The sequence below is a fragment of the Vibrio sp. BS-M-Sm-2 genome (genome assembly GCF_041504345.1).
Classification (GTDB): domain Bacteria; phylum Pseudomonadota; class Gammaproteobacteria; order Enterobacterales; family Vibrionaceae; genus Vibrio; species Vibrio satsumensis.
Window position 1 is genome coordinate 709727 of the sequence record NZ_CP167894.1, and the last position, 23223, is coordinate 732949.

Genomic DNA, 23223 nt, shown 5'->3' on the forward strand with positions numbered 1-23223 from the left:
ACCATATTATGGTCATAAAAAAGCGGCATACATTATAGTATGCCGCTTTTCTTAATTCCGATAAGTAGGCTACAGTCCTGAGTTTACTCGTTCACGTAGCTCTTTACCTGGTTTAAAGTGAGGAACGTATTTGCCTTCCAACTCAACCTTGTCACCAGTTTTAGGATTACGTCCAACACGAGGCTCACGGTAATGCAGAGAAAAGCTGCCAAAGCCGCGAATTTCGATTCGATCACCACTTTCTAGTGTTGAAGCCATGTGCTCTAAAATGTCTTTTACAGCGTCTTCAATTTCTTTTGCAGAAAGATGCGTTTGCTCAGCGCATAGTCTTTCAATCAATTCAGACTTAGTCATAGTTACCCTCGTTGGTTTTCTTTTTAGAAATTATAGACCTATCGGAAAAATAAGCAAAAAAAAGGAGCCTTACGGCTCCTTTCTTGGCTAGATAGCTATAATTCTCTTAATGAGAAGCTATTATTCGCCTTTAGCAGCTTTGAATGCGTCTGCCATTGCGTTACCGAACGCGCCTTCTTCAGACTTGTTCAGTGAAGCCATTGCTTCTTGCTCATCAGCTTCATCTTTAGCTTTGATAGATAGGTTGATTACGCGGTTCTTACGGTCTACACCAGTGAACTTCGCTTCAACGCTGTCGCCAACGCTTAGGATTAGAGATGCATCTTCGATACGGTCGCGAGAAACTTCAGAAGCGCGGATGTAACCTTCAACGCCTTCGATTAGCTCGATAGTAGCGCCTTTCGCGTCAACTGCAGTAACAGTACCGTTTACAAGAACACCTTTCTTGTTGTCAGCAACGTATGCGTTGAACGGGTCGTTTTCCATTTGCTTAACGCCAAGAGAAATACGCTCACGCTCTGCATCTACTGCTAGAACAACAGCAGAGATTTCGTCGCCTTTCTTGTATTCACGTACAGCTTCTTCGCCTGCAGCGTTCCAAGAAATGTCAGATAGGTGTACTAGACCGTCGATACCGCCTTCTAGACCGATGAAGATACCAAAGTCAGTGATAGACTTGATCTTACCAGTAACTTTGTCGCCCTTAGCTTGCATTTCTGCAAATGACTGCCATGGGTTAGCTTTACACTGTTTCAGACCTAGAGAGATACGACGACGCTCTTCGTCGATATCAAGAACCATAACCTCAACTTCGTCGCCAACATTAACAACTTTAGAAGGGTGGATGTTCTTGTTAGTCCAATCCATTTCAGAAACGTGTACTAGACCTTCAACGCCTTCTTCGATTTCAACGAAGCAGCCGTAGTCAGTTAGGTTTGTAACACGACCAGAAAGCTTGTGACCTTCTGGGTAACGCTTAGCGATTGCTACCCATGGATCTTCGCCTAGTTGCTTAAGACCTAGTGAAACACGAGTGCGCTCACGATCGAACTTAAGAACTTTAACTAGGATTTCGTCACCAACGTTAACGATCTCTGATGGGTGCTTAACGCGCTTCCAAGCCATATCTGTGATATGTAGAAGACCGTCAACACCGCCAAGGTCAACGAATGCACCGTAGTCAGTAAGGTTCTTAACGATACCTTTAACTTCAGTACCTTCTTGTAGAGTTTCAAGAAGTTCGTCACGCTCAACACTGTTTTCAGATTCGATAACAGCACGACGAGAAACAACAACGTTGTTACGCTTCTGGTCTAGCTTGATTACTTTGAACTCTAGCTCTTTGTTTTCTAGGTGAGCAGTGTCACGGATAGGACGTACGTCTACTAGAGAACCTGGAAGGAAAGCACGGATACCGTTAAGTTCAACAGTGAAACCGCCTTTAACTTTACCGTTGATGATACCAACAACAGTTTCAGCTTCTTCGCAAGCTTTCTCAAGTACGATCCAAGCTTCGTGACGCTTAGCTTTCTCACGAGAAAGTTGAGTCTCACCGAAACCATCTTCAACAGCGTCTAGAGCTACGTCTACTTCAGCACCAACTTCAACTTCAAGTTCGCCAGCAGCGTTCTTGAATTGTTCAGCAGGGATAGCAGATTCAGACTTAAGACCAGCGTCTACAAGAACGAAACCGTTCTCGATAGCTACTACAGTACCTTTAACGATGCTGCCTTGTTGGAATTCAGTTTCAGATAGAAACTCTTCAAAGAGTTGAGCAAAAGATTCAGTCATTATTTAATCTTCAATAATTAAACGTCCATGGGTATCCTACCGCATGGGGTTGATAAATTCGCCGGTCATCATCCTTGCGACCAACGTTCGTACTAGCTCGGCGAAATTACCCAGCCAGTTTCGATTCAATATAGTGTAGTGCTTTTTCTACTACCTGCTCAATATTCATTGAGGTGGAGTCAAGCACTAGAGCATCCTCTGCTGGGCGAAGTGGCGCCACTGGGCGATTACGATCTCGATCGTCTCGCTCTTGGATCTCGCTCAAAAGGTCGTCAAATTTAACATCTAACCCCTTCTGTTGCAACTGTTTAAGGCGGCGACTCGCACGCTCTTCAGCACTTGCATCTAAAAATATTTTCGCTTCAGCTTCAGGAAACACAACCGTTCCCATGTCACGGCCATCTGCAACCAAACCAGGCGCGGCGCTGAATGCACGTTGACGACGAAGCAGTGCTTCACGAACGCGAGGTAAAGCAGCAACTTTTGAAGCCGCCATGCCCGTCTCTTCTTTACGAAGTTCACCAGACACATCTTCACCTTCTAGTATAACCTTAACTAAGTCGCCTTCAGCAATAAACTGCACGTCTAAGTGTGTAGCAAGCGGTACTAAAGCATCTTCTGATTCAGTATCCACACCATGGTGAATTGCCGCTAAAGCCAATACGCGATAGATCGCGCCTGAGTCTAGAAGATGAAAGCCTAGCTTATCTGCTAGCAACATACACAGGGTACCTTTACCTGCACCACTTGGTCCATCAACCGTAATCACTGGGCTTTGAGAAGGCATCTTTTACTCCACGTTTTGTCGTAAGTTTTATTCTGTACTAGCGATTCGCCACTACTTTATAGGCGGCATATTATAGAGAAAAATTGAAAGTCGAGCGAGGTAAATCTCAGATAATTCCGTGTTGATGATGCATAAACCAATGCAACCGACTCAATATCCGTTTGCTTAGGTCAATCAGACACGCATCCGCTTTTCGATAGCGTACTTTTCGATAGATAGAAAAAAGCCTCGCAACAAGCAAGGCTCATGATTTTGCATTTTTGTAGAGCAAAGAAGTAGTCGCTCAAAGAAGCTTAGCCAATAATAGCTCGAACCGCTTCAAGGTCTTCAGGCGTATCAACACCAGCAGCTGGTGCTTCAGCCGCAACATCTACATGGATTTTTTCACCGTACCAAAGCACTCGTAATTGCTCTAGGCACTCAATACGCTCAAGAGTACTTGGTTCCCAGTTGATGTAGGTATTGATGAAACCCGCTCGATAAGCATAGATACCAATATGACGCAGCAAAGGAGATTCCGCTGCAGTACCGTTGTTCGCGTAAGCATCGCGATCCCAAGGGATGGTTGCTCGGCTGAAATACAAGGCATAACCGTCTTTATCGGTTACAACTTTAACGGCGTTAGGGTTAAACACTTCATCAGCATGAGTGATTTCCACACCTAACGTTGCCATCGGAGCAGTACTGTTCGCAAGATTGTTCGCAACCTGATTAATGATCGCAGGTGGGATAAGTGGCTCATCACCCTGAACATTCACGATTATATGATCATCAGGAATATTCATAACTTCAATCACTTCAGCTAGGCGCTCAGTGCCTGACTCATGATTCGGTGATGTCATACAAACGGTCGCACCAAATGCTTTAGCCGCTTTTTCAACTCGAGCGTCGTCGGTAGCGATAATAACGTTATCGGCACCCGCCTTCATTGACTGTTCGTATACCCATTGAATCATCGGCTTGCCACCAATGTCAGCAAGTGGCTTTCCTGGTAAACGGCTCGATTGATATCTTGCAGGTATAACAACCGTATAAGACATTACTTACCCTCATCCATAGAAACGGTGCGAGCTTCAGGTTCTAAAAGAACAGGAATACCCTCTTTAATTGGGTAAGCAAGGCGATCAATTTTACAAACAAGCTCTTGCTTATCCTTGTCAAAAGTTAGTTTACCTTTACATACAGGGCAAGCAACGATCTCAAGTAGACGGTGATCCATAGTATTCCATAACCTCTTTTATTCTTTTTAAAATTTGCTGTTGCGAACCTTCATCAAACTGCGCAGAAACTGGAAGATACCACCAGTTGTCTTGAGCATATTCCTCGCATTTTACAGCGTCTTTTTCTGTCATAATCAGATTCATGCCTTTCTTAGCTAAGGCATGAAGTTCATCTTTATCAAAATCTTGGTGGTCGGCGAAGCCCTGTGTGAAAACCACATCACCATCAAGATCGTTTAATGTTTTAAAAAAGCGTGGCGGATGACCTATTCCAGCAAAAGCCACAAGCTTCTGCAGTTCTGCTACCGATATTTTCTGACCAGTTTTTAGATTCACAGCTTGGCTTGGTTGCAAAGACATTGAAAACTCTCGCCCTTGCTCCTTTCCGCCATTATTAATCAAGAAATCTACATCATCCAAACGTGATACTGGCTCTCGTAATGGACCGAGTGGAATCAAACACTCATTACCAAAACGTCTTGCACCATCGATAACTGAAAATTCAATGTCACGTTCAAGCGCATAATGCTGGAGACCATCATCAGTGATGATGACATTAACACCTTCACTCAACAAAGCCTTTACTGCATTCGCCCGTACAGGGTCAACCGCAACAGGACAACCAGTTCGCTTTCGAATCAAACGAGGTTCATCACCCGAATATTCGGCTGGTGTATTTTCATCTAGTACGAGTGGATAGCTTGGCGCTTTAGCTCCATAACCTCGCGACACCACACCTGGTTTAAAGCCGTTAGCTTGCAACATCTCAACCAACCAAATCACAACTGGTGTTTTACCATTACCGCCAGCGGTAATATTACCAACAACAATTACTGGCAGTGGTGGACGGTAGGTTTCTTTCTTCCCCGATAGATAAGCGTCACGACGTTGACCGCTGATCATTTTGAACAGCAGACTCAGTGGCCACAATAGCGGCCAGAGAAGATATTTCAAAGGGTGATTGTTAAACCAAATCTTTTCGATCACAACAAGACCTAATCTTATCCACTGAATTGAATTCGGTGTAACTGCGCATAAGCGCCATCATGTGCGATTAGTTCTGCGTGCGCGCCTCTTTCTACAATTTGGCCATCATCAACCACTAAGATCTCATCGGCTTGCTCGATAGTAGATAAACGGTGAGCAATCACCAATACAGTCTTATCTTTTTGTAGTTCTTCCAATGCAGACTGAATCGCTCTCTCTGATTCAGTATCCAATGCAGACGTCGCCTCATCAAGAATCAGCACAGGTGCATCTCTTAATAGAGCGCGTGCAATCGCAATACGCTGTCTTTGACCACCAGAAAGGCTTGCGCCATTTTCACCAACAACGGTATCGATGCCATTTTCCATGCCTTCGATAAACTCACTCGCATGAGCAAGCTTGGCTGCGTGTTCAATCTGTTCGCGAGTATATTGCTCTTCTGCGGCATACGCGATGTTGTTCGCGACCGTATCGTTAAACAGGTGAACATTTTGAGAAACAAGAGCAAAGTGCTCACGTAGGTTTCTCAATTCGTAATCACGAATGTCGTGTCCATCCAATTCGATAGAGCCCGAATCGACGTCATAGAAACGAGTAAACAGGTTAGCGATGGTACTCTTGCCCGAACCTGAACGGCCGACAAGTGCGACTGTCTTACCTTTCGGAATATTGAAACTCACCTTATCAAGTGCTGGTTTCTCTGCACCATCATAAGTAAACGTCACATCTTTTACTGCAACTTCACCGGTTACGGTTTCAGGTTTCAACGTGCCTTTGTTTTGTTCTGTATCTAGATCCATCAAACCAAATAGCGTGGTACTTGCTGCCATACCGCGTTGGAATTCAGACGTTACGTTAGTTAGCGCTTTTAGTGGACGCAACAAACCAAACATTGCAGAGAACACAACAGTGAATGTACCCGGCGTTAGTTCTGCTTTGATAGAGTCGACACTCGCCAAGAAAAGAACCACCACAATCGCAACCGAAGCGATCATTTGAATGATCGGGTTAGCAGCGGCTTGAGCGGTGATTAACTTCATGCTTTGTTGGCGCATCTGGTTACTTACTTTGTCAAAGCGGTGTTTTTCTAGATCCTGACCACCGTAAGTAAGAACCACCTTGTGGCCTTTTAACATTTGTTCCGCAGAAGAAGCAACGTGGCCCATGCTAGTTTGCATGTTTTTAGAAATCTTTCTAAATCGCTTCGATACAATGCTGATCGCCCACGCAACAAGAGGAGCAACCGCAAATAGAACCAAAGACAACTGCCAGCTGTTCCAGAACATCAATGTTAGCAAGCCAATAATGCTTGCACCTTCACGCACAATGCTGACTAGCGCTTTACTCGTCGCGGCAGACACTTGCTCAGAATCGTAAGTAATTCGAGATAGCAGCGCACCTGTCTGTTCTTTATCGAAGAAAGAAACAGGCATGTGCATGAAATGACTGAAAATTTTGCGACGAATTTCCATAACCACATTGCCAGAAACCCAGCTCAAGCAATAGGTTGAGACGAAACCACTGACACCACGAATGAACATCATGGCAAAGATAATGATTGGAAGCGTGCGTAAAAAGTCAGATTCAGCATTACCAAAGCCTTCATCAAGTAACGGCTTTAGTAAGGAAATCATATAAGTATCAGAGACGGCATTTATAATAAGCGCAATAACCGCAACACCAAGGCCGGCCTTATATAGTCGAATATAAGTCCAAAGTCTTTTAAATGTGACCCAGGTAGTTTCATCTGTTTGTGTTGACATAGAATCGCTTAATTTTCTCACAATAATCTATCTATTCTACTCCCTTACGAAGCATCTGCCTATACCACTGCCTGCCTTGTTGTTCTCTAATCGTATGATATTGCCAACCTTCTTCACTAAGAGTGATGGTTATTTGTCCACTTTCTCCAGTATCAAGCCAGGTACTCCCTGCTTCCTGATAACGTCCCACAACAGATCTGCTCGGCATTCCCCACTGATTGCCTTTGGCCAAAGAAGCTATCGCTAGCTGAGGTGACACGGCCTCAATAAACGGTTTAATCGACGACGAGTCACTACCATGATGCGGAACAAGCATTACATCACTCCTGAGCTGCTCACCTTCACGAGCTAGTAACCACTCACTTACCAGTTCAATATCACCAGTGAGTAACATCGAAAACTCTAAACTGGGTGCCGAGAGCCTGACCACACACGAATGTGGGTTATACGCCCTCTTCACTTGTTTGGGAGGCCACAACACCTCAAAAAAAGATCTTGCCAGTTCCAAGCCTCTCCAATAGTACATGCTTGAATATTTGACTGAGTTTGAGTGGTATATTGTGTTTGTTGATTAATATTCTGACTGGTTCTTATCCACTTAGGAGCGTAGCTCTCAAGTAACGCCGGATAGCCACCAGCATGGTCAGAATCAAAATGACTCACAATCACGCCTTCTAATTCATAAATCCCCCTCTGATTCAAAGTAGGAATCAACAAGGATTCGACAACCGAACCTTCTGGCCATGCATTACCAAGATCGTAAACAATGACTTGATTGTTCTTTTCCAATACCAAAGACAACCCATGTCCGACATCTAATATATCTATGGTTAATTTTCCTTGCTGGGGTTTGCCGAATTCCCACCACAGCACAAATACTGCAATGACCAATATCGATACTGTTCTCTTGAGATATCGACTAACAAAACCCAAAAACAAAATAAGGAATACAGATAGCGCAATCACATGATTATCGACTTGAATCCAAAATGGCTCAGAGAAAGGAAGGCTAAATACGAGAGGCTCAAGCGACAAGTCGACCAACTTCCACAGCTGACTAACCAAACCATTATCTAGCGCTGTTATACCAACCAAGCCAGACACTGACTCCGATATTAAGCTGAGAAACATTGCCAAAAACAACAGCGGGATCGTCACCATCGATATCCAAGGCAAAAGGAGTAAATTGTAGAAAACAGAGACTAAGCTAACTCCGCTAAAGAACAGCATCGAAAACGGTGTAATCAGGAATGTCAGCATTAGCTGAATCTTGAAGAGCTGTAGTGCTCGGTCGATAAATGTTGAGTTTGAATAGGATGGCTGACTATTCAACGCAATATAAAGAACGGCGCCCAACGCGCCAAATGACAACCAAAAGCTGCTCGACAATGCTGAAAATGGCCAAATCAGCAGAACCACGCACAAGCTTAAACCAACATATCGGAGCAAACTGATATTTTGTCCACGCCATAAAAAGTAACTTGCGATGACACACATCACCAAAGCTCTTAATGTAGGTAGCGTGAATCCAGCAAACCAACTATAGAAATAGGCTAAACCGAGCCCGAATATTGTGGGTAACCAAAGAAATGAAGGTGACAGTAACCTGAATATCTTTCCGACCTGATAACCAATACCAAAGGCAATCCCAATATGGAGCCCCGAGATAGCCATCAAGTGGATCAAGCCACTACTTTTAAGCAAATCCCAACGCTGAGGATTAATTAGAGCTCGATAGCCAAAACTTAAAGCCATAATGAGGTCTTTGTTTTCTAGCTGGCTTAACCTTCCAAGGCTGGTTTCAAACCACTGAGATCGCAAGCTCGTGCTAGAGTGAATCCGATATTTGGTATCGGCTCTGTAAGTTGCATTGGCAACCACGCCGGAACTAAACAAGTACTTTTCTAGATCAAAGCCCGCTTCATTGAGTTTGCCCCATACCGGCTTTATGGACGCAGATAAGTAGACGTCATCTCCGAGCGTTAACTTAAAAGGAGTAAATAATCGTAATTTTATCAATTGAGGAAAGATTAATTTTTCGCCGCCAATTGATCTGGCTACTATTACACTTTCAAAACCGTGGCTATTTTCACTAAAAAGGCTAACAACCGAAGCATTTATGGTAGTATTCTGCCCGGATTGAAATAATCGACTTGTCTGTATTTCAATTGTATTCCCAAGGCAAATAACTAGTATCAATGCTGTTACTGGACCTCTTGCACTCCGGAAAACGCTATACTTTGTTGATGCTATAAGTAACAAAAGCATCAATGATGCCCAAACCCAATGTGGCATCACAGGCCAAAAGCTGGCAGACACAACTGTCGCAGCAAATGAAATCAAGAACCAAGTGTTAAACAAGAGAGTAGCTTCCTCCTATGCCAAGAAAGTTTATCAAACGATTTATGCCTGACCATGAGCTAATCAAGCGTCAGAAAGCATTGAGAGTTTTTGGCAATGTTTTGTACAACCCCAACTTATGGTGCCTTAATCGTCGCTCTGCGGCCGGCGCGTTCGCTGTTGGGTTATTCATGGCGTTTGTCCCTCTACCAAGCCAAATGATTATGTCTGCAGGCCTTGCTGTCGCATGCGGCGTTAACCTACCTTTGGCTGTCGCACTTGTTTGGATCAGTAACCCAGTTACCATGCCCGTTCTCTTCTACTTTGCTTATAAAGTTGGGGCTTTTGTTATGCATGTGCCACCTCAAGCTTTTCATTTCGAACTGTCTTGGGACTTCATCTTGGCGCAAATGAGCACCATCGGGCCTCCATTCCTGCTAGGGTGTATGATTTGTGGCGTGGCTTCAGCGATGATTGGCTACTTTGGTATCCGCGGCTTATGGCGCTATTCAGTAGTAAGAAGTTGGAAGAAGCGACAAGCAAGGTACTGAACAACTTTTCCTTGTTATCCAATCTATCCTTGTATGTGCCTTACTTAAAACACACACAAGTTAAAGTCAGATGAACAACAGAACTCTGCAATATTGGTATGTAACCAAAGTCGCAAACAACACGAATTGAATTCAATAAAAAAGGATCCCATCAGGGATCCTTTTTTGTTTACGCCGTTTATATATCGCGAATAATTACAGGGCGTATTACTTAGACCATGGCTTCGAGCATTACTTTGAACTAAGCACCGAGGCTGGGTTTAACTTCGCCGCTCGTGATGCTGGGTACCATGTTGCCAGCAAGCTCAACACAATCGCAGTTCCTGAAACGACAATTACATCCATCATATTCAGTTGTGATGGCAAGAAGTCGACAAAGTAGATATCACCCGACAAGAACTGGTGATCGACCAACTTCTCAAGCCCTTTGATAAGCGTGGTGAGATTAAGTGCCACCAACACGCCGATCGCACTCCCCACTAAACTGCCTAACACGCCTGAGAATACGCCCTGCCAAACAAAGATGCGCTTCACAAGGCCGTCTGATGCGCCCATTGTTCTTAAAATTGCGATCTCTGATGCTCTGTCTTTCACTGCCATCATTAAGGTCGAAACTATGTTGAAACAAGCCACGCCAATAACCAATACCATCACCAGATACATAATGGTGCGAACCAGTTGGATATCTCGATATAAGAAACCAAACTTCTGTTGCCAACTTCGTAGGTAAACATACACATCAAGCTGATTACCCACTTCACGCACAATCGAGTTGGCATTCAGTACATCGGTTACTTTCAAAGAAACCCCTGTTACCGCCTCACCTAGGTTTGCGTAAACCTGAGCATCACCAAGAGGGATCAAAGCCAAGCTGTGGTCAATCTGGCCATTAAGAGTCAGCAGACCAACCACTTTGACTCGAACTCGTTTTGGCGCTTGAACCTTCACCGTTCCATTCACAGTTGGAATCATCAGGGTTAGGTAATCGCCGACTTTCGCACCGAGCACATTCGCGACACCTGAGCCCAAGATGATCTGCTGTTGTCCTGCCTTAAATTCACTCCAAGCTTGTTTATCGATAAACTTAGACAGGCTTGATACTTCTTGCTCACGCTTAGGATCAACACCGCGCACTTCGATCGCTTTCAGCTCTTTGCCCTTTTCAGCGAGCGCTGTAATTTTCACATAAGGCGCTGCGGCCACAACCTTGTCGTGTTTCTCGGACTGTTCAATCACATGTTCCCAGCGAGTGACTGGTTCATTCACGCCCTCAAACTCACCGTGTGGGATAACAGAAAGCACGCGCGATTCAAGCTCACGCTCAAACCCATTCATGGCCGACAAGCCAATAATGATCACCGCTACACCGACCGCAATACCAATCGTCGAAGACAAAGAGATGAATGACACCATCTTGTCTCGTTGTTTAGCACGACTAAAGCGGCCGCCTATCAATAGAGATAAAGAAGAAAACACTTAGCTCTCCTCTTTTTCTACGTTAACCAACAAGCCATCTTGCATGTGCAGTTGACGGTCCATCTTGCCAGCAAGTTCGCCATCATGGGTTACAACCAAGAAAGCGGTATCGTATTCGCGGTTCAATTCACGCATTAAATCGTAAATAGACAGTGCTGTGTTGTGGTCGAGGTTACCTGTTGGTTCATCCGCCAACACCAAAGCCGGCTTATTAACTAAAGCTCGCGCAATCGCTACACGTTGTCTCTCACCACCAGAAAGCTCTGAAGGTCTGTGGTCAACACGATGACTCAATCCAACTTTATCCAACAGACGTTGCGCCTCTTCTTTTGCTTTAGCTGGCTTTTCACCACCAATCAGCAGCGGCATTGCCACGTTTTCTAACGCTGAAAAGTCCGAAAGAAGATGATGGAATTGATAAACAAAGCCAAGATGCTGGTTGCGAAGCTTCGCCTGCTTATTTGAGCTCAAAGATGCTAAGTCTTGTCCGAGAAAGTTCACGCTGCCGTCAGACGCATCATCCAATGCCCCTAAAATATGCAATAACGTACTCTTACCGGAACCAGAGGTACCAATGATAGCGACTAGCTCACCCTTTTCGATTTCAAAGCTGACTCCCTTGAGAACCTCAGTATCTAACGAGCCTTCACGGTACGTTTTACGGATATCATTACATTGAAGAAAATTACTCATAACGAAGGGCCTCAGCAGGTTTCACAGACGATGCACGATAAGATGGGAATACAGTGGCAATCAAGCTAAGTGCAATAGCCAGAACCACAACAACGGCGATTTGAATTGGGTTAATTAAAATTGGCAACTGTCCACCAAATGAAAACAGAGCAACACCCATCGCCTCTAAAATAGTATTGAGGTTCATCGCTAGAGCAACGCCTAACACGCCACCTGATAGGGCACCAATCACGCCGCTACTTGCGCCTTGAACCATGAATATCCCCATCACTTGACCATCGGTCATGCCTTGGGTTTTAAGGATAGCCACTTCTGATTGCTTCTCCATCACCACCATAATCAGTGCAGAAATAATATTAAACGCCGCCACACCAATGATGAGACCCAGCATCAAGCCCATCATATTTTTTTCCATACGAACAGCTTGGAAAAGCTCGCCACGTTGGTCACGCCAATCGCTCCACACCCAACCTTCCGGTAACGGGGTATTCGATAAATCTGCGACTTCAAATGGGTCATCAAAAAACAGTCGCCAGCCTGAAATGGTACCTGATTTGTAGCGCATCAAACGCCCAGCATCTTTAATATCGGTCACCATCAATTGAGCATCGATATCAGAGCCCGTATTGAAAATACCAGCAACGGTGAAATTTCGTTGGCTTGGAATACGTCCGAGCGGTGTGTATTGGCTAGCGCTGGTCACCATCAGGCGAACTTTATCCCCCATAGATACCTTTAGGTTTCTCGCCAAGGTATGACCGAGGAACAACTGGTATTGCCCCGCTTTAAGTGAAGACAATCGACCTGCAATTAGATGGTCTTGAAGAGGGTCATCAGAATTAGGTTCAATACCGATTAACAGCCCTGCAGATAACTGGGCAGGACTTTGAATTACCGCCTCACTGCGGACAATTGGTTCAACGTGGCCATTAAGCGAGATTTGCTCTGCAAAATTAGGCGCTTGAGCAGAAAGAGAGGTGGTACCGCCCTGTTCATAAACCACCGCTTGAGGAAGAACACCAAGAATTCGGTCTTTTAACTGCGCTTCGAATCCATTCATTACCGATAAAACAGTAACCAAAGACAAAACGCCAATGGTGATACCTGCCGTCGACATATAAGAAACAAAACGGCTAAAGCGATCACCTGAACGGCCTTTCAAATAACGTAGGCCAACAAACAACGAAATAGGATGAAACATACTTTGAACCATCTAAAAGGGATGCGGGTTAATGTAACGGGTATTGCTGTTACTGTGTAGGGGGTAATTGAAAATATAGAGTGAATTAACTCAATTAGTTAGGCTTGAAAAACAGAACCTTGTCAAATAGCCAAATTTCAAACAACTATTTGAGACTTTCAATTAACTGACCTTGATTACTGCGGCCACATAGCGATAATCAATAGATCACTTCAAGGAACTAACGCATGACAGAACAAGAGTTTTTCACCGTTCACCACAGCCTTACCGCGAATATTGAACCAATGGACAGCGGCTTCACTTTACCTTCTCAAATTCAATTCGAATCTGAGATCCCAGCCCCGTTTGTAGTGGCAAGTGAATTTAGCCAATTGGATCTGCTAGCTGACAGTGCTCGTGCTGAACTGAAAAACAGCGACTTGAAGAATGTCACCAGTTTATTGGATGCACAGAACTCTAAATTAAACCTCTTGTTGAGCTTTATGTTGTCGCAACAAGATGATGAACAATTTCGTACCCACACGTATTCATTTGGCGCGAGTCAGTTCTCTTGTTTTTCCAAAACAGATATCGAAGCGGGTCGCTTAGTAAAAGCCAAGCTCTTCATCGAGCACCCTGCCGCCGCTATTTATTGTTACGCGGAAGTCTTCGCTAGCGAACCTAAAGACTCAGGCTTCGAAATCAAATTTAAATATGCTCATCTTCGTGATACTGACCAAGACTTGCTGATCAAGGCTGCACTTCATCAACAACAAAAGCTCTTACGTCAACGCTCTCTAGACCGAGATAACAAGTAAATTAACATGACCAAACAATCTATTTTTACCCTACCAACCCTCAAAGGAGCCGGTGACAAAAAGCACATTGGTAACCTTGTTGGTTCGTCTCTCGCTCTTGCTATCGCTAAACTCGCAGAGCAACACAACAGTCATACTGTACTTGCTGTGCCAGATCCACAAATCGCACTCAAGCTGCAATCTGAAATTGAACAGTTTACGGCGAGTGAAGTTGCACTATTCCCAGACTGGGAAACTTTGCCTTACGACAGCTTCTCACCACACCAAGAGATCATTTCTGATCGTATCGCGCGCCTTTATGCCTTGCCGACCTTAAAAGACGGCATCACGATCGTGCCGATCAGCACGCTACTCCAGCGCCAATCACCACGTGACTTCTTGCTACAGCACACTCTAATGGTGAAAACTGGTGATCTTTACTCACTAGAGAAACTGCGCCTGCAGCTTGAAAAATCTGGCTATCGTTACGTTGATCAGGTATTTGGCCCGGGCGAGTACGCAAGCCGAGGTTCGATTCTTGACCTGTTCCCGATGGGCAGTAAAGACCCATATCGTATCGACTTCTTCGATGATGAGATCGATACCATTCGTACCTTCGATCCTGAAAACCAACGTTCTATCGAAGATATCTCTGAGATCCGCCTGTTACCTGCTCACGAATTTCCAACCTCGGAAACGGCAATTGAAGATTTCCGTATTCGTTGGCGCCAACAGTTTGATGCCCGCCGCGAACCAGAATCGGTTTACATGCAGGTATCTAAAGGCACATGGCCGGCTGGTATTGAGTATTGGCAACCGCTATTCTTCGATCACACAGAAACGCTTTTTGACTATGTTGCCGATGAAGCGCAACTCTTGGTTCTTGGTGACGTAGAAACCGCTGTTGATTCGTTCCTTGCTGATGTCGCTCACCGATACGAGCAACGTGGCGTTGACCCACTACGACCACTACTGACACCTGAACAACTTTGGTTGAAAAAAGACGAGCTGTTCGCTCACTTCAAACAGAAGCCACAGGTCAACCTAAGCCTAGATTCGATTGAAGAGAAAGCAGGCCGCACTAACTTACCTGTCGTGTCATTACCTGACCTAAGCGTTCAGCATCAAAATAAAGAACCACTCGCAAACCTAAGAAAGTTCACAGAGGCCTTCGATGGCAAAGTGGTATTTTCGGTTGAATCAGAAGGTCGTCAGTGAAGCATTGAGTGAACTGCTTCGTGGTATTAAAGTACGACCAAGCGAAGTTGAAAACCTCGATGCGGCCATTAAAGCGAAAGACAAGTTCAGCCTGATTCTCGGTTCCGCTGAACATGGTTTTATCCACGAAGAACAAAACATCACCCTTATCTGTGAAAGCGATCTATTAGGCGATCGTGTTATTCAACGCCGTAAGAAAGATAAGAAAAGCGTAAACAGCGATACTGTAATCCGTCACTTAGCGGAGCTTAAACCGGGTCAACCTGTTGTTCACATTGACCATGGTATTGGTCGCTACATCGGCCTGCAAACACTTGAAGCGGGTGGCATGAAAACCGAATACGTAACGCTTGAGTATCAAAATGATGCCAAGTTATACGTACCTGTTGCTTCTCTGAACTTAATCGGGCGCTACTCTGGCGGCGCTGAAGATTCTGCACCACTGCATAAGTTAGGTGGTGAAGCATGGCAGAAAGCTCGTAAGCGTGCCGCAGAGAAAGTCCGTGACGTTGCAGCCGAGCTGCTTGATGTTTACGCTAAACGTGAGCTTAAGCCTGGCTACAAGTTTGTATTGGATCGAGGCCAATACGCAACCTTCAAATCTGGCTTCCCTTTTGAAGAAACCGACGACCAAGCGATGGCAATCAATGCTGTTATGTCGGATATGTGCCAAGCAAAAGCCATGGATCGCTTAGTGTGTGGTGACGTTGGTTTTGGTAAAACCGAAGTCGCGATGCGCGCGGCATTCGTATGTACCGACAACAGCAAACAAGTGGCTGTGTTAGTACCAACGACGCTACTTGCTCAGCAACACTTTGAAAACTTCCGAGACCGTTTCGCGAACCAACCGATACGTGTCGAAGTTCTGTCGCGATTTAAATCAGCTAAAGAACAGAAATTGATCATGCAAGATGTCGCTGACGGTAAAGTCGATATCTTGGTGGGTACTCATAAGCTGCTTTCGAGTGAAATCAAATTCCAAGACCTTGGCTTGCTGGTTGTCGATGAGGAACACCGCTTTGGTGTACGTCAGAAAGAGAAAGTGAAAGCGATGCGTGCCGATGTGGATATCCTCACGCTAACCGCAACGCCTATCCCACGAACGCTGAATATGGCGATGAGTGGCATGCGCGATCTGTCGATCATCGCAACTCCACCAGCACGACGCTTGGCAATTAAAACCTTCGTTCGCGAGAGTGATGATGCGATCGTCAGAGAAGCGGTGCTGCGTGAAATTATGCGTGGTGGTCAGGTTTACTTCCTGCACAACCAAGTCGACACGATTGAGAAAACAGCAGAGTCACTACAGAAGCTGATTCCAGAAGCGCGCGTTACCGTGGCTCATGGCCAAATGCGAGAGCGCGAACTGGAACGCATCATGAATGACTTCTACCACCAGCGTTTTAACTTGCTAGTGTGTACAACCATCATCGAAACCGGTATCGACGTACCCACAGCCAATACCATCTTAATGGACAGAGCCGATAACCTTGGTTTAGCACAGTTGCACCAATTGCGTGGGCGTGTGGGGCGATCTCACCACCAAGCTTATGCCTACTTGCTAACACCTCCCCCGAAAGCAATGACAAAAGATGCCGTCAAGCGATTAGACGCGATAGCTTCACTTGAAGACTTAGGTGCAGGCTTTACGCTAGCAACCCATGACTTAGAGATTCGTGGTGCAGGTGAGCTGTTAGGCGATGAGCAAAGTGGTCAAATCCAGTCGGTTGGCTTCACCTTGTACATGGAAATGCTTGAACAAGCGGTTGAAGCATTGAAGGAAGGTCGAGAGCCATCACTTGATGACCTACTGCGTGAACAAACTGAAATTGAGATGCGCCTGCCTGCACTGTTGCCTGATGACTACATCCCAGACATCAATACACGTTTGTCTACCTATAAGCGTATTGCGAGTGTGAGTGACACCGACGAATTGGCCGAGTTGAAAGTCGAGCTGATTGATCGCTTCGGCCTTCTGCCTGATGCAACCAAGAACTTGTTGTCAGTTTCTGAGCTAAAATTAGCCGCGGCGTCAATCAAAGCGAAGAAAATTGAAGCGCACGATAAGGGTGGATTCTTAGAATTCTACCCGGATGCTGACATAAACCCGGCCTACCTTGTTAAACTGTTGCAATCTCAACCGCAAAAGTTTTCAATGGAAGGACCAACAAAGTTCAAGTTTACGATACCATTGGTCGACAGACGGAAACGAATTCAATTTGTTAGTGATTTATTGGGCGAATTCAGACAAAACTTGCTGCCTTCAGCATAAGACCCAATCCACTGCACATATAAATTATCCGGCCGGTAGTTCGGCTGGAAGACGGAGTAAAAATGAAAAGACTGATCCCACTGCTACTATTGTTCGTCTCACTGCCAAGTTTGGCGCAGAGACAATTTGATATAGAAGTGATCATTTTCAAGCGCGCAGTTGATGCAGAGAAAGTGAATGAGTCTTGGCCAAATACACAGCCAAAGATTTCGCTTGAACGCGTTGGTTCATTTCAAGACACCCAATACCGAGCAAAGAAAGGCGTAAAAATGCTTCCTTACTCGGAATACAAGTTAACACCTCAGAAAGACAAGCTACGTAAACACGCAGGCTTTGAAGTCCTGATGCATACGGCTTGGCGTCAAGGTGACCAAGGTAAGAGCTCAGCACCTGTTTTCCACATTCAAGCAGGTAAAGACTTCTCTAAACAGTTTAATGCTGACGGTTCTGAGAAAGGTGCAGTAACTACAGCAAATGCCGATGGCTTCCAAGAAGAGACTATTGATAAGCCACTCTACGAATTAGACGGTAAGCTGCAAATCTACGTACAGCACTACCTATATGCTGAAACGACCCTAGATTTAAAAGCACCAAGCGTTCGTGAAGTCACTCTACAAGAACAACAAATCGAGCTAGACTCACCAGTAAGCGGTGCCGAAAGCAATGTCCAGGTGGGTAATCTAACCGAAATCTCTCCAACCGTTGAAGTGGAAGAGTTCCTTAAGAGCTACCGCATGGACCAAAAACGTCGTATGCGCAGTACAGAAACTCACTACCTTGACCACCCGCTTCTTGGCATGGTGATTCAAGTTCGTCGCGTCGCTCAGTAACCAGCCCAGAGATATAGCGACTGAACCAGTTACTCTGTTGGCGCCCAAGCTATACTCATATTAATCATTCAAAACGCCCTCCATTGTGAGGGCGTTTTATTAAGTGCTGGCTACTTTCAGCAGGTACTTATAAATTTAATTGGTACACCCTATGAGCCCTGAATTTCAGATCAACACACAAAACCTCAGTCTGAAGATTATTGAAGCTTCCGATGCTCAAAAGTTTTCACAGCTCATCAAGTCCTCCCCTAGCTTGCTGCCATGGGTCGACTGGTGCCACGATGAGTTTTCTATCGTCGAAGCAGAAAAATTCATTCTGGCAACTCGTTTAAATTGGGTCAAAGCCGACGCGTTTGGCTTTGGTATCTTTGAGCGAGAAAGCGATAAACTTGTCGGCATGGTGGCGGTCAATGAGCTTTACCACACCTTTAATATGGCGAGTTTAGGTTATTGGGTTGGTGATGAATTTCAAAGAAAAGGGATCGCCAAAGAAGCGATGCTAGCCCTATTCGAATTTTGCTTCGCACAACTGAAGTTAACGCGTTTAGAGATTGTCTGTGATACCGAGAACTTACCCAGCCAAAAGCTGATAGAGAAGTGTGGAGCCGAAAGAGAAACCATTGCCAAGAATCGATTTCTGTTTAACGGTAAGCCAAAAGATGGCGTGGTTTATTCTGTGCTACCTCCAACCTCTTAACGCTTTAGTTAGTTTGCAACCAGCGATAGCACGTAATCGACACGATCAAAAAAGAGCTCCGAAGAGCTCTTTTTTATTATCAGCGTAAGCCCCTTAGAGGGCTTACCTGATTAGTGAAGCTTTAGGTTTGGACGAAGTACACGGTTAATACGACCAACCAACATCATCAGTGATGTTTTGATTAAGCCGTGAAGCGCCATCTGGTGCATGCGGTACAAAGAGATGTAAACCACACGAGCAATACGACCTTCAACCATCATCGAACCTTTGGTCAGGTTACCCATCAAGCTACCTACTGTAGAGAAACGGCTTAGTGAAACCAGCGAGCCTTTGTCTTTGTAGATGTAGTCTTTCAGGTCACGACCATTCAACTTAGCAATGATGTTGCTGAATGCACAACTTGCCATTTGGTGAGCCGCTTGTGCACGTGGTGGTACAAATGAACCATCAGCTTGGGTACATTGTGCCAAGTCACCGATAGCAAAAATGTTGTTATCCAGTGTCGTTTGCAGCGTATTTTTCACAACCAGTTGGTTGATACGGTTAGTCTCAAGACCACCGATATCTTTCATGAAGTCCGGCGCTTTAATACCTGCCGCCCATACCATGATTTGAGCAGGGATCTTATCACCGTCTTTGGTTGTTAGACCATCAGCATCAGCTTGAGTCACCATAGTATTAGTACGAACGTTCACACCAAGCTTTGTTAGCTCAGAATGTGCAGCGCTTGAAATTCGAGGAGGTAGCGCTGGAAGAATACGCTCACCTGCTTCAACAAGGTTAACATTCAGCTTGCTTGAATCTAGATCACCGAAGCCGTAGGTGCGAAGCTCTTTAACTGCGTTGTGTAGCTCTGCAGAAAGCTCAACACCTGTCGCACCTGCACCAACAATCGCGATGTCTACCGTACCTTGACCGTTCTTAGCATGAAGCTTTAAGAACTGGTTGTTCATTTCAGTACGGAAACGGTGCGCTTGTTCTGGGCTATCAAGGAAAATACAGTTGTCACGAACACCTGGAGTGTTGAAGTCGTTCGACGTTGAACCTAGCGCCATAACAAGAATATCGTATTCAAGTTCACGGCTTGGCATCAGCAGTTCACCGTGCTCGTCGGTCAACTCACTCAATGCAATCACTTTACGATCACGATCGATATCGTTCAGGCTGCCCATTTGGAAATCGAAGTAATGGTTTTTTGCGTGCGCGCGGTAGCTTAATGCATCAACACCTTCATCCAGTGAGCCAGTTGCTACTTCATGAAGTAATGGTTTCCATAGGTGGCTTGCTTTACGGTCTACCAGAGTGATCTGGGCACGTTTCTTACGACCTAAAGTGCGGCCTAGCTTAGTTGCTAGTTCTAAACCACCAGCACCGCCGCCTACTACGATAATTTTTGTCACAATGACAATCCTCTACAAAATGAATAAATGGGGCTCGGCTCGATTACTCCAACCGATAAATTCTATGTATCTACTCGGCCTTGTTGATAAGGCTGTGACATATTGGATAACCGCGAAAAAGAATAACGACAGCTCACCGAGTAGTTAGAGGGATTACAAACAACAAACATTCGTTTGTCGCTTTGCTCACATGGATAAAAAAGGCGTCTAGCTGAGAGATAGAGCGCAAATAATGGGCAAGTTTTTCACTCGCTCTCAATTTTTTTTGATATTTGTCAAAATATTTTGCTTGGGAACATTATATATAGCAAAAAGATGACCGCAACAAAAATCCTTACCCACAATGAGGATTCGCCACAAAATAGTTAACGTTTGCGCAAGCTCGCTAACATAGCGGCTACGATAGCATCATCAATAGTAACCTTTGTTATCCAGATACAAAAAAGCAGCACCCAAACGAGTGCTGCTTTTATAAAATAACCAGAATAATTTAAGCGTTTTTAAATGCTTTCATTGCCTGAAGATGTTGAGAGATCTTTTTGAATTTATGACTCTCTTTATCGTCCCAGATTACGTCGTAGTAATCTTCTAGCGCTGCAGCCGTTTTGGAGTTATCGTGAATTTCGTCTTCACGAGAAAGCACCACTAGGCAGCGACCTTTGTTTTTCATACGGTACTGCTCAACACACTTGGTCGCAATATCTTCGTACTCTTCAGGACGGTCAATTCGACCTACCATGTTGTTTTCAGGTTGCAAGTTTGGATTGAAAATCACCTGCTTAATACCACACAAGAAACCAATGCGCTCAGACCAAAAACCACCTAAGCCTACACCACAAATAATTGGATGCGGATCGTCGGATTGCTCTATCACTTTATGCACTTCTTTAAGCAAATGTTGCATATCGTGTTTTGGATGCAAAGTACTGTAGTTGATGAAACGAACGTCATCATCAATGAATTGCAACTGCAGTATTTTTTCGTGATTGCCCGGGCTTGTTGAGTCGAAGCCATGTAGATAGATAATCATTGTACCTCCCCCATTGAATATTGGTACGTTTTGATCAATCTAACACGAAAAACAAGGTTTTAAAGGGAAGACCACCGAAATTATATTTTTCACTTCCTAAACGTGATCCTAGCTACATAAAGTGTGACTTAGAGCCTCTGCTTCCTGCAAATAACTTTCATCGCCCCAAAGCTGATGAGCAAGTAAATACCAAAGCATTGCCATCATTTGGCTTCTCGGTAACCATGCTTCTACACCATCGAGCCAAGGTTGAACATCATGGATGCCTCGCAGCTGGCAGTACTTCTCAACCGCTTCAGTGGCCTGCACTCCAGTAACCGCAATGGTCAGGGTTAAGTCGAGCCTAGGGTCGGCTAGCGCGGCGTATTCCCAGTCGATAATCTTAATACCGTCACTGTTTCTCACTAGGTTATAACCACCTAAATCAAAATGGCACAAAGACAGGTCGACATTGGTAACACTCGGGGCCACGCGCCACTCTTGATAAATCTTAGTGCAGATTTCGGTCTTATGAATAGCATCAAGCTGCAGCCAATAGTGGTCGACTCGCGCTGTGAAACTGAATGGTTGCAGTGGTAATCGCGCAGTATTAACCAGATGTACAGAGATCAACGTTTTCAACAGGTCATCGAGTTCTAGATCTTCGTAAAGCGTCTCACCAGCGATCCACTCAACCAGTAGCCCCTGCTCATTGACCACGATAGGGCTTGGACCGATGCCAAGACGCTCAATTGCAGACAGCACTTGAAACTCTTCATGACGAGAGATGAAGAACGCTTTGGTGATAGGTGTGGTTGGCCGCCAAACGTAAGCAGTGCCATCGGCAGCTACTAGCTTCCAACATCGATTGGTCAATCCACCAGTTAGTGTCTGCGCTCTGGCTGGAGGCTCAGAAAAGTAACCATCAAGCGAACTCAAACTGGTATCAAGAAGCTTAGCCTCAGACCAAGAAAAAATTGCCATTGCTTATTCCCTATAAACGTCTTCATTTCCCTACAAAAAAGACACTGACCAAAAGCCAGTGTCTCTTAATAAACAGCGCATCATGTGCTGCATTGGCGTACGACCAACCTATATGCAGCCAAGATTGAACACTGTCAAGCTTATGGTCAGCCAAGACTAGACGCTGTCAAAACTGGCTGCGTATAGTTGGCGAGTAAGCGAGATTAAAGACCCAGTAGGCTCTTAGATTGTTGCTTACGGATTTCGGTCTCGTCAGCCCATTCAATCAAGCCAGACTCAAGATCCATTAGACGCATGGTCATTTTGTAGTATACGTCTTCATCGCTACCCGCTTTCTTAACGATGCTTGATAGATTGCCGTACAACATGTACTGAGCGCCAACCATTTTACCGAACTGAATAGCTGAGCTTTGGTTCACTAGCTCATCGTTGTTTTGGAAATTCAATTGCTCACGAACAGACTCAACACGGTCCATATCAACAAAACGGAACTTACCAGAGTTCAGCATTTTAGTACTAATGGTATCAGTGATTGACTCTGTATCGATATGCTCACTCGTTTTGTTCTTGATTCGCTCTACAAACACGATTGGACGCTGTTCACGAGTAATGTAAGCCACTGAACCAGACGCCATCATGCTATCGACCATTTCACCCGCAATCGTTTGAAGGTCAGTTGAACCGAAATCGATTGTCGTGGTTTCTACTGCTTGTGCATCACCGTAGCTTACCTTGTTCGAACAACCGCCTAAAATAACCGCTAAACCTAGTAGCGCAATGACACTCTTTTTCATTTTGTTTCCTCAACTTATCACTGAGTGGGGTTACCCACACTCTTAAATTCTTGTATTTACGAATCATTAGACCCGTTTAA

General features: G+C 44.9%; 18 protein-coding genes and 2 pseudogenes. 5 read left to right on the forward strand and 15 right to left on the reverse strand.

The features are described 5' to 3' along the window. Positions 1-69: 69 nt before the first annotated feature. From ihfB to AB8613_RS03155, 8 genes and pseudogenes are all read right to left on the reverse strand, one after another. Positions 70-354 (reverse strand): integration host factor subunit beta, encoded by a 285-nt coding sequence (gene ihfB / locus AB8613_RS03120; protein WP_010439923.1) that lies wholly within the window; start codon positions 352-354, stop codon positions 70-72. A 120-nt stretch (positions 355-474) separates the two neighbouring features. Then, positions 475-2145, reverse strand: coding sequence for a 30S ribosomal protein S1 (gene rpsA / locus AB8613_RS03125; protein ID WP_010439921.1), 1671 nt, complete (start codon positions 2143-2145; stop codon positions 475-477). A 106-nt stretch (positions 2146-2251) separates the two neighbouring features. Beyond that, positions 2252-2932 (reverse strand): (d)CMP kinase, encoded by a 681-nt coding sequence (gene cmk / locus AB8613_RS03130; protein WP_017060237.1) that lies wholly within the window; start codon positions 2930-2932, stop codon positions 2252-2254. A 293-nt stretch (positions 2933-3225) separates the two neighbouring features. Then, positions 3226-3972 carry a 3-deoxy-manno-octulosonate cytidylyltransferase gene (kdsB, locus tag AB8613_RS03135; RefSeq protein WP_146491841.1) on the reverse strand — a complete coding sequence of 249 codons (747 nt, stop codon included), beginning with the start codon at positions 3970-3972 and terminating at the stop codon, positions 3226-3228. Further along, on the reverse strand, positions 3972-4151 hold the full coding sequence (locus AB8613_RS03140) for a Trm112 family protein (protein ID WP_004736429.1): 180 nt from the start codon (positions 4149-4151) through the stop codon (positions 3972-3974). The genes kdsB and AB8613_RS03140 overlap by 1 nt, the downstream gene beginning before the upstream one ends. Continuing rightward, the gene (gene lpxK, locus AB8613_RS03145; protein ID WP_146491840.1) at positions 4132-5139 is read right to left on the reverse strand and encodes a tetraacyldisaccharide 4'-kinase; all 1008 of its coding nucleotides are present in this window, start codon (positions 5137-5139) and stop codon (positions 4132-4134) included. Before lpxK ends, AB8613_RS03140 begins: the two co-directional genes overlap by 20 nt. Positions 5140-5153: 14 nt before the next feature. After that, the gene (gene msbA, locus AB8613_RS03150; RefSeq protein WP_146491839.1) at positions 5154-6902 is read right to left on the reverse strand and encodes a lipid A ABC transporter ATP-binding protein/permease MsbA; all 1749 of its coding nucleotides are present in this window, start codon (positions 6900-6902) and stop codon (positions 5154-5156) included. A 31-nt stretch (positions 6903-6933) separates the two neighbouring features. Next, positions 6934-9263, reverse strand: a pseudogene (locus AB8613_RS03155) (DNA internalization-related competence protein ComEC/Rec2). Between the two features lie 17 nt (positions 9264-9280). On the opposite strand from AB8613_RS03155, the gene AB8613_RS03160 reads away from it, so the two are divergent. Further along, the gene (locus AB8613_RS03160; protein WP_060982848.1) at positions 9281-9793 is read left to right on the forward strand and encodes a DUF2062 domain-containing protein; all 513 of its coding nucleotides are present in this window, start codon (positions 9281-9283) and stop codon (positions 9791-9793) included. Positions 9794-10024: 231 nt separating this feature from the next. Here the strand turns inward: AB8613_RS03160 and lolE are convergent, their stop codons facing one another. From lolE to lolC, 3 genes are read right to left on the reverse strand one after another with little or no spacing between them, the layout of a single operon-like run. Continuing rightward, entirely contained in the window at positions 10025-11269 is a 1245-nt protein-coding gene (gene lolE / locus AB8613_RS03165) for a lipoprotein-releasing ABC transporter permease subunit LolE (protein ID WP_372384465.1), read from the reverse strand. Further along, positions 11270-11962 (reverse strand): lipoprotein-releasing ABC transporter ATP-binding protein LolD, encoded by a 693-nt coding sequence (gene lolD / locus AB8613_RS03170; RefSeq protein WP_372384466.1) that lies wholly within the window; start codon positions 11960-11962, stop codon positions 11270-11272. It lies immediately after the preceding gene. Continuing rightward, on the reverse strand, positions 11955-13163 hold the full coding sequence (lolC, locus tag AB8613_RS03175; RefSeq protein ID WP_372384467.1) for a lipoprotein-releasing ABC transporter permease subunit LolC: 1209 nt from the start codon (positions 13161-13163) through the stop codon (positions 11955-11957). The genes lolD and lolC overlap by 8 nt, the downstream gene beginning before the upstream one ends. A 227-nt stretch (positions 13164-13390) precedes the next feature. On the opposite strand from lolC, the gene AB8613_RS03180 reads away from it, so the two are divergent. The 4 genes and pseudogenes from AB8613_RS03180 (at position 13391) to AB8613_RS03195 (ending at position 18956) form a co-directional block, all read left to right on the forward strand. After that, positions 13391-13960, forward strand: coding sequence for a PilZ domain-containing protein (locus AB8613_RS03180; protein WP_372384468.1), 570 nt, complete (start codon positions 13391-13393; stop codon positions 13958-13960). A 6-nt stretch (positions 13961-13966) separates the two neighbouring features. Beyond that, positions 13967-17429 (forward strand): annotated as a pseudogene (gene mfd / locus AB8613_RS03185) (transcription-repair coupling factor). Positions 17430-17491: 62 nt separating this feature from the next. Beyond that, positions 17492-18259 (forward strand): peptidoglycan binding protein CsiV, encoded by a 768-nt coding sequence (locus AB8613_RS03190; protein ID WP_372384469.1) that lies wholly within the window; start codon positions 17492-17494, stop codon positions 18257-18259. A 151-nt stretch (positions 18260-18410) separates the two neighbouring features. Then, complete coding sequence (locus AB8613_RS03195) at positions 18411-18956, forward strand: GNAT family N-acetyltransferase (RefSeq protein WP_372384470.1); 546 nt, start codon at positions 18411-18413, stop codon at positions 18954-18956. A gap of 110 nt (positions 18957-19066) precedes the next feature. On the opposite strand, the gene AB8613_RS03200 is transcribed toward AB8613_RS03195, so the two are convergent. The 4 genes from AB8613_RS03200 to lpoB all read right to left on the reverse strand — a co-directional run bounded on the left by AB8613_RS03200 (position 19067) and on the right by lpoB (position 23143). After that, positions 19067-20356 (reverse strand): NAD(P)/FAD-dependent oxidoreductase, encoded by a 1290-nt coding sequence (locus AB8613_RS03200; RefSeq protein WP_372384471.1) that lies wholly within the window; start codon positions 20354-20356, stop codon positions 19067-19069. A gap of 490 nt (positions 20357-20846) precedes the next feature. After that, on the reverse strand, positions 20847-21386 hold the full coding sequence (gene ycfP / locus AB8613_RS03205) for an alpha/beta hydrolase YcfP (protein ID WP_060982857.1): 540 nt from the start codon (positions 21384-21386) through the stop codon (positions 20847-20849). A 108-nt stretch (positions 21387-21494) separates the two neighbouring features. Continuing rightward, positions 21495-22349 carry a phosphotransferase gene (locus AB8613_RS03210; protein WP_372384472.1) on the reverse strand — a complete coding sequence of 285 codons (855 nt, stop codon included), beginning with the start codon at positions 22347-22349 and terminating at the stop codon, positions 21495-21497. 203 nt (positions 22350-22552) lie between these two features. After that, positions 22553-23143: a penicillin-binding protein activator LpoB gene (gene lpoB / locus AB8613_RS03215; RefSeq protein ID WP_123284616.1), complete on the reverse strand. Its 591-nt coding sequence runs from the start codon at positions 23141-23143 to the stop codon at positions 22553-22555. Positions 23144-23223 lie beyond the last annotated feature (80 nt).

Bases quoted from the DNA above. Each gene is read 5' to 3' on its own strand.
- cmk (WP_017060237.1), bottom strand. From the start codon at position 2,932: ATGCCTTCTCAAAGCCCAGTGATTACGGTTGATGGACCAAGTGGTGCA.
- AB8613_RS03210 (WP_372384472.1), bottom strand. From the start codon at position 22,349: ATGGCAATTTTTTCTTGGTCTGAGGCTAAGCTTCTTGATACCAGTTTG.
- ihfB (WP_010439923.1), bottom strand. From the start codon at position 354: ATGACTAAGTCTGAATTGATTGAAAGACTATGCGCTGAGCAAACGCAT.
- kdsB (WP_146491841.1), bottom strand. From the start codon at position 3,972: ATGTCTTATACGGTTGTTATACCTGCAAGATATCAATCGAGCCGTTTA.
- lolD (WP_372384466.1), bottom strand. From the start codon at position 11,962: ATGAGTAATTTTCTTCAATGTAATGATATCCGTAAAACGTACCGTGAA.
- AB8613_RS03160 (WP_060982848.1), top strand. From the start codon at position 9,281: ATGCCAAGAAAGTTTATCAAACGATTTATGCCTGACCATGAGCTAATC.
- lpoB (WP_123284616.1), bottom strand. From the start codon at position 23,143: ATGAAAAAGAGTGTCATTGCGCTACTAGGTTTAGCGGTTATTTTAGGC.
- rpsA (WP_010439921.1), bottom strand. From the start codon at position 2,145: ATGACTGAATCTTTTGCTCAACTCTTTGAAGAGTTTCTATCTGAAACT.
- ycfP (WP_060982857.1), bottom strand. From the start codon at position 21,386: ATGATTATCTATCTACATGGCTTCGACTCAACAAGCCCGGGCAATCAC.
- AB8613_RS03140 (WP_004736429.1), bottom strand. From the start codon at position 4,151: ATGGATCACCGTCTACTTGAGATCGTTGCTTGCCCTGTATGTAAAGGT.
- msbA (WP_146491839.1), bottom strand. From the start codon at position 6,902: ATGTCAACACAAACAGATGAAACTACCTGGGTCACATTTAAAAGACTT.
- AB8613_RS03190 (WP_372384469.1), top strand. From the start codon at position 17,492: ATGAAAAGACTGATCCCACTGCTACTATTGTTCGTCTCACTGCCAAGT.
- lolC (WP_372384467.1), bottom strand. From the start codon at position 13,163: ATGTTTCATCCTATTTCGTTGTTTGTTGGCCTACGTTATTTGAAAGGC.
- AB8613_RS03180 (WP_372384468.1), top strand. From the start codon at position 13,391: ATGACAGAACAAGAGTTTTTCACCGTTCACCACAGCCTTACCGCGAAT.
- AB8613_RS03195 (WP_372384470.1), top strand. From the start codon at position 18,411: ATGAGCCCTGAATTTCAGATCAACACACAAAACCTCAGTCTGAAGATT.